This is a genomic window from Weissella viridescens, assembly GCF_003862435.1.
In the GTDB taxonomy this organism is placed as follows: domain Bacteria; phylum Bacillota; class Bacilli; order Lactobacillales; family Lactobacillaceae; genus Weissella; species Weissella viridescens_A.
On the sequence record NZ_RHGY01000001.1, the window covers coordinates 155,375 to 166,357 of the forward strand.

At 43.0% G+C, this 10,983-nt stretch carries 9 protein-coding genes and 4 tRNA genes; all 13 read left to right on the plus strand.

What is annotated here, in order from left to right:
- Positions 1-18 precede the first annotated feature (18 nt).
- The 13 genes from atpA to D3P96_RS00845 all read left to right on the plus strand — a co-directional run bounded on the left by atpA (position 19) and on the right by D3P96_RS00845 (position 10,805).
- Complete coding sequence (gene atpA / locus D3P96_RS00785; RefSeq protein ID WP_124942531.1) at positions 19-1,536, plus strand: F0F1 ATP synthase subunit alpha; 1,518 nt, start codon at positions 19-21, stop codon at positions 1,534-1,536.
- Between the two features lie 15 nt (positions 1,537-1,551).
- Positions 1,552-2,427 (plus strand): F0F1 ATP synthase subunit gamma, encoded by an 876-nt coding sequence (locus D3P96_RS00790; RefSeq protein ID WP_124942532.1) that lies wholly within the window; start codon positions 1,552-1,554, stop codon positions 2,425-2,427.
- Positions 2,428-2,468: 41 nt separating this feature from the next.
- Complete coding sequence (gene atpD / locus D3P96_RS00795) at positions 2,469-3,875, plus strand: F0F1 ATP synthase subunit beta (RefSeq protein ID WP_124942533.1); 1,407 nt, start codon at positions 2,469-2,471, stop codon at positions 3,873-3,875.
- A gap of 16 nt (positions 3,876-3,891) precedes the next feature.
- Positions 3,892-4,314, plus strand: coding sequence for a F0F1 ATP synthase subunit epsilon (locus tag D3P96_RS00800; protein ID WP_124942534.1), 423 nt, complete (start codon positions 3,892-3,894; stop codon positions 4,312-4,314).
- Between the two features lie 82 nt (positions 4,315-4,396).
- A complete protein-coding gene (locus D3P96_RS00805; protein ID WP_185696038.1) occupies positions 4,397-5,140 on the plus strand; it encodes a M15 family metallopeptidase in 744 nt (247 codons plus the stop codon).
- 84 nt (positions 5,141-5,224) lie between these two features.
- Positions 5,225-5,875, plus strand: a complete 651-nt coding sequence (locus tag D3P96_RS00810) for a deoxynucleoside kinase (RefSeq protein ID WP_124942536.1) — start codon at positions 5,225-5,227, stop codon at positions 5,873-5,875.
- 19 nt (positions 5,876-5,894) lie between these two features.
- On the plus strand, positions 5,895-7,181 hold the full coding sequence (gene serS, locus D3P96_RS00815; protein WP_124942537.1) for a serine--tRNA ligase: 1,287 nt from the start codon (positions 5,895-5,897) through the stop codon (positions 7,179-7,181).
- A 137-nt stretch (positions 7,182-7,318) separates the two neighbouring features.
- Positions 7,319-7,400, plus strand: a tRNA-Leu gene (locus D3P96_RS00820).
- A 7-nt stretch (positions 7,401-7,407) separates the two neighbouring features.
- A tRNA-Thr gene (locus D3P96_RS00825) sits at positions 7,408-7,480 on the plus strand.
- Between the two features lie 29 nt (positions 7,481-7,509).
- Positions 7,510-7,583 (plus strand) — tRNA-Arg (locus D3P96_RS00830).
- A gap of 39 nt (positions 7,584-7,622) precedes the next feature.
- Positions 7,623-7,696: transfer RNA gene (locus D3P96_RS00835), tRNA-Arg, on the plus strand.
- A 132-nt stretch (positions 7,697-7,828) separates the two neighbouring features.
- Positions 7,829-8,308: a CtsR family transcriptional regulator gene (locus tag D3P96_RS00840; protein ID WP_185696039.1), complete on the plus strand. Its 480-nt coding sequence runs from the start codon at positions 7,829-7,831 to the stop codon at positions 8,306-8,308.
- A 1-nt stretch (position 8,309) separates the two neighbouring features.
- A complete protein-coding gene (locus D3P96_RS00845) occupies positions 8,310-10,805 on the plus strand; it encodes an ATP-dependent Clp protease ATP-binding subunit (RefSeq protein ID WP_124942539.1) in 2,496 nt (831 codons plus the stop codon).
- Positions 10,806-10,983 lie beyond the last annotated feature (178 nt).

Sequence of the window (10,983 nt, forward strand, 5' to 3'; positions counted from 1 at the left end):
GAAAGAGGAACTGTTGAAATGAGCATTAAAGCTGAAGAAATCAGTTCTCTCATCAAAGAGCAATTAGCCAACTACGAAGATAAGCTAGATGTCAAAGAGACAGGAACTGTTACCTATGTTGGTGATGGGGTTGCCCGTGTCAATGGCTTAGATAACGCCCTTGCTGGTGAACTAGTGACCTTTGAAAGTGGCACTTACGGTATGGCACAAAACCTTGAATCAGACGATGTTGGAATTATTGTTTTGGGTCGTTATGATGATATTCATGAAGGTGATACCGTTACTCGTACAGGCCAAGTTATGGAAGTGCCTGTTGGTGAGGAACTAATTGGACGTGTTGTGAATACGTTGGGTCAACCAGTGGATGGATTGGGACCAATCCATACAACTAAGACTCGTCCGATTGAAGCCAAAGCCCCAGGGGTTATGGATCGTCAATCGGTTTCAGAGCCTTTGCAAACTGGAATCAAGTCAATTGATGCCTTGGTACCAATTGGCCGTGGACAACGTGAATTGATTATTGGAGATCGTAAGACTGGTAAGACATCAATTGCGATTGATACGATTTTGAACCAAAAGGATCAAGACGTGATTGCGATTTACGTGGCAATCGGTCAAAAAGATTCAACTGTTCGTACGCAAGTGGAAACTTTGCGTCAACTAGGTGCCTTAGATTATACAATTGTTGTGACTGCCGGTCCTTCTGAACCTGCACCACTATTGTATCTTGCACCATATGCTGGTGCTGCTATGGGTGAAGAATTCATGTACAACGGAAAGCACGTGTTGATTGTGTATGATGATCTATCAAAGCAAGCAACGGCTTACCGTGAGCTGTCATTGATTCTTCGTCGTCCACCTGGCCGTGAAGCCTATCCTGGTGACGTGTTCTATTTGCACTCACGTTTGCTAGAACGGGCTGCTAAGTTATCAGATGATTTGGGTGGTGGGTCAATGACGGCCTTGCCAATCATCGAAACACAAGCTGGAGACGTTTCAGCCTATATTCCAACGAACGTTATTTCTATCACTGATGGACAGATTTTCTTGGATGCTGATGCGTTCTACGCTGGTAATCGTCCAGCCGTTGATGCGGGAACTTCTGTTTCTCGTGTTGGTGGAGATGCGCAAATTAAGGCCATGAAGAAGGTTGCGGGAACGTTACGTTTGGATTTGGCTTCATATCACGAATTGGAATCATTCGCGCAATTCGGTTCTGATTTGGATGAGGCAACGCAAGCTAAGTTGGCTCGTGGACGTCGTACTGTTGAATTGCTTAAGCAACCATTGCATGCGCCAATGCCTGTTCAAGATCAAGTTATTGTCTTGTACGCTTTGACTCATGGTTACTTGGACGATGTTGCAGTTGATGATATCCCACGTTTCGAATCAGAATTGATTAGTGCAATGCACGCCTCACACAGTGATTTAGTCGATACGATTGTGCAAACATCACAACTACCTGATACAGATCAGTTGGATGCAGCAATGAAACAATTTAAGTCAACTTTTACTGCAAGTGAGAGTGAGCAATAGTGAAGGAGGGCAATTATGGCAGCTTCTTTGCAAGAAATTCAACATCGCATTGAATCAACGAAAAGCACCCGTCAAATCACGAGTGCGATGCAAATGGTCTCGACATCAAAATTGTCAAAAATCCAACGTTCTGGGAATGGTTACCGCGTGTACGCAAAACGTCTTTCTGACGTTGTTGCTCACTTGGCTAACGCTAACATTTCCAACGTTAAAGGGACTTTACTAGATAAGCGTGACGTTAAAAAAGTCGGCTTTTTAGTGATTACATCAGATCGTGGTTTGGTTGGGGGTTATAACTCAACTTTGATCAAAGCGGTCATGAGCGAATTGGAAGCACGTCATTTGTCAAAGGATGATGTTGTGATTCTCGCCGTTGGTGGGAATGGGGCTGACTTCTTTAAGAAGCGTGGTTTCAATGTTGCTTATGAATATCGTGGTGTGTCAGATGTTCCTGATTTCGTGGAAGTAAGTGAAATCGTAAAGATGGTTACGGCCATGTACGATAACGAAGTGTACGATGAGCTTGTGATTGCTTATCAACACTTTGCAACACGTATTTCAAATGAAGTTAAGATGGAACAAATTTTGCCGGTTGATACGACAAAATTGACGGCTGATGGCAACGAGTTGAGCGCAGAATATGACATGAATCCATCACCTGAAAAGATTTTGGAAACTGTCTTGCCCCAATATGCCCAAAGCTTAGTCTATGGTGCCATTTTGGATGCCAAGACGGCGGAACATTCTGCATCAGTTAACTCAATGTCTTCAGCATCTGATAATGCTAAAGACGTGATTGATAGTTTGGAATTGCATTATAATCGTGCACGTCAAGCTGCTATCACGACTGAAATTACCGAAATTACCGGTGGTATGGCAGCGCTTGAATAGCTGTCACCAAGGTGTGTAGCAGTTACAGAAAGGAAACGACAATGAGTACCGGACAAATTGTTCAAATCATTGGGCCTGTGGTCGATGTTGCTTTCCCATCAGGTACGGATTTGCCTGCTATCAACAATGCCTTAAAGGTTGATCGTGGTGCAGACAAAGAAGACCTTACAGTTGAAGTATCTTTGGAACTTGGAGATGGTGTTGTACGTACAATTGCCATGGATTCAACTGATGGTTTGCAACGTGGTATGCAGGTTACCGATACAGGGGCGCCAATTGAAGTCCCTGTTGGAGATGATACGCTTGGACGTATGTTCAACGTGTTAGGTGAAACAATCGACAAAGGACCACAATTTAGTCCTGATGCCGAGCGTATGCCAATTCATCGTGAGGCACCCGCCTATGATGAACTTGCCACTTCAACAGAAGTTTTGGAAACAGGAATTAAAGTTATCGATTTGCTAGCCCCATACATTCGTGGTGGAAAGACCGGATTGTTTGGTGGAGCTGGAGTTGGTAAAACAGTTTTGATCCAAGAATTGATTCACAACATTGCCCAAGGGCATAATGGTATTTCTGTCTTCACTGGTGTCGGAGAACGTACCCGTGAAGGTAATGATATGTACCACGAAATGAAGGATTCAGGAGTGCTTAAGCAAACGGCCATGGTTTATGGTCAAATGAATGAGCCTCCTGGTGCTCGTATGCGTGTTGCGTTGACTGGTTTGACCATGGCGGAATACTTCCGTGATGAGAAACATCAAGACGTTTTGTTGTTCATCGACAACATCTTCCGTTTCACACAAGCCGGATCTGAAGTGTCAGCCTTGCTAGGTCGTATTCCATCAGCCGTTGGTTACCAACCAACATTGGCTACTGAAATGGGACAATTGCAAGAGCGAATCACTTCAACCAAGAATGGGGCGATTACATCAATCCAAGCCGTCTATGTCCCAGCGGATGATTATACTGACCCCGCTCCGGCCACGACATTTGCGCACTTGGATGCAACCACTAACTTGGAACGTTCTTTGACACAACAAGGAATTTATCCAGCCGTTGATCCGTTGGCTTCTACGTCAACTGCCTTGACGCCTGAAATTGTTGGTCAAGAACACTACGAAGTGGCAACCGAAGTGCAACACACTTTGCAACGTTACCGTGAATTGCAAGACATCATTTCTATTTTGGGAATGGATGAATTGTCTGATGAAGAAAAGACAATTGTTGGACGCGCACGTCGTATCCAATTCTTCTTGTCACAACCATTCTCTGTTGCGGAAACCTTCACTGGAATCCCAGGAGAATACGTTAAGGTTGAAGATACTGTACGTAGCTTTAAGGAAATTTTGGAAGGTAAGTATGACCAATATCCTGAAGATGCGTTCCGTAACGTGGGAGCAATTGAACAAGTTCCAGAAAAAGCCAAGCAAATGGCGCAAAATTAGATAGGCGGAGTTGACTATGGCAGAAGATAAACACAGCTTTAAAGTAGCCGTTGTCACGCCTAATGGTGAAGTTTATGATTATCCGAATGCGACATTGGCCGTGTTACACACGACTGATGGGGCACTGGGAATCATGGCGAACCATAATCCGGTTATCTCAGCATTGTCAACAAACGAAATGAAAATTGAAAATAAGGATGAAAACTACGAAGAACGCCTAGCGGTCAACGGTGGTTTTGCTGAGTTTTCAAACAACACATTGACGATTGTTGCGGATGCAGCTGAAAAGGCAGAAGAGATTGACGTTCATCGTGCTGAAGAAGCACGTGATCGCGCTCAACGTCGACTTCGGGAGGCACACGATCAACGTGATCAGCAATTAGCTGAAGCTGCGTTGTTGCGTGCGGTGACGCGAATTCATGCGGCAACTGGAAAATAAATTTATAGCAAAGGTTTCTCTAACTTTAGAGAAACCTTTTTTGTTTGGGTGTATACTAGGATTTAGAAAAAGGGAGGTACCTATGAAAAATAAAGGTATGTTAGCAATTGGCATTGGTCTGGTTGTGTTATTTGTTGGTGGATGTGTTGCGGCATATTCATTAGGTGCCACCAAACCACAAGATCAAGTGAAGACAAAGCATGCAGCGCAACTCCCTAAGTCGGCAACGCCAGATAATTCAAATCTAATTCTGGTAAATAAAAAGCACCCATTAAAGCATGAATTAGGGTTTAAGCAAGCTGAGATGAACGGTATTACCATTAGTCAAACCATTCAACAACCCTTGGAAAACTTTATGAATGGTGCTAAAGCGGCGGGATATCCAGCAACACTGGTGTCCGGATATCGTTCCAAAGCCTATCAAGAACAGGTGTTTAATCAAAACTATGAGCAAAATCTTAGTCAAGGAATGTCACATGATGAAGCCTTGAAGGCAACCAAGGGAGTTATTCAAACGCCTGGTTCCAGTGAACATGAGACCGGCTTAGCAGTAGATGTGATGACCAATCAATATTGGGATAAGTACCATAACCTAGAGGCAAAATCAGATCAGACGGCCGGTCAAAAATGGTTAATTAAACATGCACCTGAATATGGGTTTGTTTTACGTTACGTGAAAAGACCTGAAGGTCGTAAAAGCACGGGAATTGATTATGAAAGTTGGCATTTCCGTTACGTGGGCGTAGAAAACGCCAAGTATATGACAAAACACCATTTGACCCTGGAACAATATGATCAAATGATTAAAGACCAACACCAAAATTAGATTCAGCGACAAAACTATCTCGCATGTTTCTTTTTTTTGGTAGAATGGTAAACATAGTATTAGCGAGAAAGTAGGACGAAATCAATGATTGTATTATCGGGAACAATTGGAGCTGGGAAAACCAGTCTCACCACAATGCTAGCTGAGCATTTGGGTAGCAATGCCTACTACGAATCAGTGGATGACAATCCAATTTTGCCATTGTTTTATGATGATCCAAAGCGCTACGGTTTCTTATTGCAAAATTATTTTTTGAATAAGCGTTTGGAAAGCATTAAAGAAGCACAAACGAGTCCTTTGAATGTCATCGACCGGTCCATTTATGAAGATCGGCTTTTGTTTCAGTTAAACGCTGATTTAGGACGTGCCACACAAATCGAAGCTAGTACCTATAGCGATTTGTTGAACAACATGATGGAACAAGTCGACACATCCTCCGATGCACACACTAAGGATCCAGATTTGTTGATTCATATTTCAGTGAGCTTTGAAACCATGCTTGAACGCATTAAGCGTCGCGGACGTGATTTTGAACAAATTGAAAATGATCCATCATTGTACGAGTACTACAAAGAACTCACTGAACGTTATGCGAAGTGGTTTGAAGAGTACGACCGCTCACCAAAGTTACAAATTGACGGTGACAAATATGATTTCGTTGAAGATGAAGCCGCAGCTCAAGCAGTCTTAAAGCAAGTTGATGATGCTTTAGCTGAGTTAAATCTAAAGGTCTAAAGCCAAAGGAGAAGAGTAGATGATTGATTTAAAATATATCCGTAATAATCCAGAATTCGTTAAAGAACGTTTGGCAACTCGTGGAGTTGATCCAGAACAAATCGATGAATTGCTAGCAGCAGATGCAAAGCGACGTGAAATTTTGGTCCAAACTGAAGAACTAAAGGCGCGTCGTAACAAGGTTTCTGATGAAATTGGTCTTAAGAAGCGGAACAAGGAAGATGCTTCAGACGTTATTGCTGAAATGCAAAGTGTTTCTGCCGAAATCAAGACGTTGGATGAACAAGTTGAACAATTGGATGAAAAGATTGAACACATTGCATTGCGCTTGCCTAACATGCCAAATGAATCAATTCCTGTTGGTCCAGATGAAGACGCCAATGTTGAAGATTACAAGGTTGGTGAAACCACAACCTTTAACTTTACACCAAAGCCTCATTACGAAATCGGTGGAGATCTTGGTATTTTAGACTTTGAACGTGCCGGTAAGGTTTCAGGATCACGTTTTGTCTATTACGTAGGTCAAGGGGCTCGTTTGGAACGTGCCGTTTATAACTTCATGTTAGACGAACACGAAAAAGAAGGTTACACCGAAATGATTCCACCATACATCGTCAAAGACGAAGCAATGTATGGAACTGGACAATATCCAAAATTCCGTGACGATGCTTACCGTGTCGGTGCCGAAGAAGGAATGACGTTGATTCCAACGGCGGAAGTGCCATTGACAAACTACTACCGCGATGAAGTGATTGATGCGGATAAGTTGCCAATTTCAGTCACTGCTTTGACACCAGCCTTCCGTGAAGAAGCTGGATCAGCTGGACGTGATACGCGTGGCTTGATTCGTATGCACCAATTCAACAAGGTTGAAATGGTTAAGTTTGCTAAGCCAGAACAATCATATGCTGAATTAGATAAGATGGTGGCGAATGCTGAAAACATCTTGAAGAAGCTTGATTTGCCATATCATGTGATTACACTTTCAACTGGAGATATGGGATTCTCAGCGGCAAAGACACATGATTTGGAAGTCTGGATGCCAGGGCAAGATCAATACCGTGAAATCTCATCTGTTTCAAATACAGAGAGTTTCCAAGCTCGTCGTGCACACATCCAATATCGTGATGAAAATGGTAAGTTACAATATGTACACACGTTGAACGGATCAGGTTTGGCTGTTGGACGTGCGGTCGCAGCTATTCTTGAAAACTACCAAAACGAAGATGGTACAGTGACTGTACCGGAAGTGTTGGTACCATACTTTGGCGCTGAAAAGATTGTGCCAGAAGCTGAATTACACTAAAATGCAAAAGCATCCTGTTTTCAGGGTGCTTTTTTGTGTTTTAAAAAATAAATCAACAAAAGTTATTGACTTTGATTGGTGGGCTTGGTATGATAATTAAGTTGTTTCGGGGAGTGCCTTGAAAAAACAAATGCCATGCGGATGTGGCGGAACTGGCAGACGCGCTGGATTTAGGTTCCAGTGCCTTCGGGCGTGCAGGTTCGATTCCTGTCATCCGCATTTTGATGCCGACTTAGCTCAGCTGGCAGAGCACTTCACTAGTAATGAAGGGGTCGCTGGTTCGAATCCAGTAGTCGGCATTTTCATATTTATCATATGAATGGTATTTGCACCTATAGCGCAATTGGATAGAGTGTCTGACTACGAATCAGAAGGTTGCAGGTTCGACTCCTGCTAGGTGCATTACAACGATTAACGTCGTTGTCTATAATTGAATATTTTGCACCTATAGCGCAATTGGATAGAGTGTCTGACTACGAATCAGAAGGTTGCAGGTTCGACTCCTGCTAGGTGCATATCATTCTCAAAACCATCAAGTTACTTGATGGTTTTTTGTTGTCGTGTTTGAAGTTGAGTTTGACTAATGTTGACATTAAAGAAATAGATGCTTATAATTGTTGTCAATCTTAGTCAAAGGAGGCATGATGATGGCTGATCGCAGTATGGCTGATTGCATCGAAGATTATTTAAAAGAGATCTTAAGTGATGTCGATCAAATCGAACTAAAACGTTCTGATATTGCAACACGTTTCAACGTTGTGCCTTCGCAAATCAACTATGTGATTAAGACGCGGTTTACCTTGCAAAATGGCTATTTGGTCGAATCTAAACGTGGCGGTGGTGGTTATATCCGCATTGCCAAAGTGACGATGGGACCAGATGCTCACTTCATTGAGGAACTTTTGCAAGATTTACCAAGTCAGGTGACGGTCAAACAGGCTAATGATATTTTGACGTGTCTCACACGGGAACATGTCTTAACTGAACATGAAAAATGTTTGGTCGAGACATTATTGAGTAAGGAGACATTAGGAGTGCTGGCCATGCATGATGCACAGGCACAGTTACGGGCACGTTTATTGAGTCAACTACTAAATCGGTTACGATTTGAAAGTGAGCGTGAATAATATGGAAAAAGAATTAACAGAAAGCGCCAAGACAGTTCTGATTTTAGCGCAAGAACAAGCAAAGTATTTTAGACATCAAGCGGTCGGGACCGAACATTTGTTGTTGGCCCTTGCCATGGAACGTCAAGGAGTTGCCGGTAAGGCCCTTGAAAAAGCAGGCGGATATGAAGATGAAATCCGTGAAGAAATTGAATTAAACATCGGTTATGGTAATTTGAACCGTGCCGCCGAAGCTGGTTACTTACCATATTCACCAAAAGCAGCCGAAATGTTGCAATTGGCAGCCCAACAAGCTGATGAATATGGGCAAGAACGTGTTGGAACTGAAGATATTTTGTTGGCCCTTTTGTCTGACGAAACGATTTTAGCGACACGGATGTTGCATAATCTTGGTGTGAATAATGCTGAGTTACGCCGTTCATTAATTAGCCAACTCGGTTTAACACCTAAGGAACGTAAACACGGGCGTCAAAACCGTGGTAACCGCAACCAACAAGCTCAAGAAGAAGGAACGCCACTCTTGGATTCGCTTGCGCGTGATTTAACGGCACAAGCGCGTGAGCAAAAGATGGACCCGGTTATTGGTCGTGATGAAGAGATTAAACGCACGATTCAAATTTTGTCACGTCGTACCAAGAATAATCCAGTTCTTATTGGAGAGCCTGGTGTGGGTAAGACGGCAATCGCTGAAGGGTTAGCCCAAAAGATGGTTGCCCATGAAGTGCCTGATGATTTGGCCAACAAGCGTTTAATGATGCTTGATATGGGATCATTAGTTGCTGGAACGAAATTCCGTGGGGAATTTGAAGAACGTGTTAAAAAGATTCTGGATGAAGTTCGTGAAGACGGACATGTTGTGTTGTTCATTGATGAATTACACACGTTGATGGGTGCTGGTGGCGCTGATGGTGCGATTGAAGCTTCTGATATTTTGAAGCCAGCTTTGGCACGTGGTGAATTGCAAACCATTGGGGCAACCACGTTAGATGAATACCAAAAGTATGTTGAAGCAGATGCAGCTTTGGAACGTCGCTTTGCCAAGGTGCAAGTCGAAGAACCATCTGTATCTGAATCAATTGAAATTTTGAAGGGTCTTCGTCCGCGTTACGAAGAGTATCATCAAGTGGCGATTACCGATAAGGCGATTGAGAATGCTGCTAGCTTATCAGATCGCTATGTCAGTGACCGTTTCTTACCAGATAAGGCAATTGATTTGATGGATGAAGCGGCAGCTAAGGTCCGGATTGAAGAATCTGGACACAAGACGCCATTAGCTATGCTTCAAGATGAATTGAAAGAAATTCAAAAGACAAAGACGCAGGCCATTGAAGACCTTGATTTTGAAACCGCAGCTAAACTTCGCCAAGATGAATTAGATCAAAAAGCGGCTATTGAAGATTATCAAGAAAAGCATGCTGCACCTGAAGGAGTAACACCGCAGTATGATTTGAAGGTAACAGAGCATGATGTTAACGAAATTTTAGCCGAACAAACTGGCATTCCGTTGACTCAAATGGAAGAGTCTGAGCAGGCACGCTTGTTGAACTTGGAAAAGGTTTTGCATGAACACGTGGTGGGGCAAGATGAAGCAATTTCAGCTGTCTCTCGTGCCATTCGTCGAGCACGTTCAGGTTTGAAAGATCCAAATCGTCCAATCGGAACCTTTATGTTCCTTGGGCCAACCGGAACGGGTAAGACTGAGCTTGCCAAGACGTTAGCTGAAGCCATGTTTGGGTCTAAGGAAAACATGATTCGGGTTGATATGTCTGAATATCGTGAAGCGTACTCATCAAGTCGGTTGGTTGGTTCTGCGCCAGGATATGTTGGTTACGATGAGGGTGGCCAATTGACTGAACAAGTACGTCGTCACCCATACTCAGTTGTATTGTTAGATGAAGCTGAAAAAGCGCATCCTGATATTTACAACTTGATGTTGCAAGTCTTTGATGAAGGTTTCTTGACGGATGCCAAGGGACGTAAGGTCGACTTTAGAAATACCATTATTATCATGACGTCAAATCTTGGGGCAACTCGGATTCGTGATGAAAAGAAGGTTGGTTTCGGTGCGACATCAGCTAGTGATGACTATGAAGCCATGAAGCAAATGGTGAATGAATCAGTGAAGGAGTCATTCCGTCCTGAATTCATCAATCGAATTGATGAAGTGGTGGTCTTCCACAGTTTGACGAAGCCACAAATTCACCAAGTCGTTAAGTTGATGGCTGATGAATTGTTGGATCGTGTTAAGGAACAAGGTGTTGATGCTAAGATGACGCCCGCCGCCATTGATGTCGTAGCTGAAGCTGGATACGATGAAGAGTATGGTGCGCGCCCAATTCGCCGTGCCTTACAAACGCAAGTTGAAGATAAACTGTCTGAAGAGTTACTTTCTGGTAAGGTAACGACTGATGATCAAGTTGTGATTGGTGCCAAGCAGGGTGCAATTACAATTACGGTAAAAGCAAAAAATAAGGTAAAAACACCAGTTGAAGCCTAAATTTCCCAAAGAGCAAATGAAGATGACCAGAGCTTGTCTTTATTTGCTTTTTATTGTACAATAACAGTTAGTTTTAATTGTGTATAAAAAATGTAGCTCGGTTGGAAATATTGTCCCAATCAAGTTAACGAATAGAAAGACGGAAGCATTTTTAAAAATTGGGGATGCTTCTTGTCTT

What these genes read in the sequence shown, in the direction of transcription:
- atpA (WP_124942531.1), top strand. Translation starts at nt 19, where the DNA reads ATGAGCATTAAAGCTGAAGAAATCAGTTCTCTCATCAAAGAGCAATTA.
- D3P96_RS00790 (WP_124942532.1), top strand. Translation starts at nt 1,552, where the DNA reads ATGGCAGCTTCTTTGCAAGAAATTCAACATCGCATTGAATCAACGAAA.
- atpD (WP_124942533.1), top strand. Translation starts at nt 2,469, where the DNA reads ATGAGTACCGGACAAATTGTTCAAATCATTGGGCCTGTGGTCGATGTT.
- D3P96_RS00800 (WP_124942534.1), top strand. Translation starts at nt 3,892, where the DNA reads ATGGCAGAAGATAAACACAGCTTTAAAGTAGCCGTTGTCACGCCTAAT.
- D3P96_RS00805 (WP_185696038.1), top strand. Translation starts at nt 4,397, where the DNA reads ATGAAAAATAAAGGTATGTTAGCAATTGGCATTGGTCTGGTTGTGTTA.
- D3P96_RS00810 (WP_124942536.1), top strand. Translation starts at nt 5,225, where the DNA reads ATGATTGTATTATCGGGAACAATTGGAGCTGGGAAAACCAGTCTCACC.
- serS (WP_124942537.1), top strand. Translation starts at nt 5,895, where the DNA reads ATGATTGATTTAAAATATATCCGTAATAATCCAGAATTCGTTAAAGAA.
- D3P96_RS00840 (WP_185696039.1), top strand. Translation starts at nt 7,829, where the DNA reads ATGGCTGATCGCAGTATGGCTGATTGCATCGAAGATTATTTAAAAGAG.
- D3P96_RS00845 (WP_124942539.1), top strand. Translation starts at nt 8,310, where the DNA reads ATGGAAAAAGAATTAACAGAAAGCGCCAAGACAGTTCTGATTTTAGCG.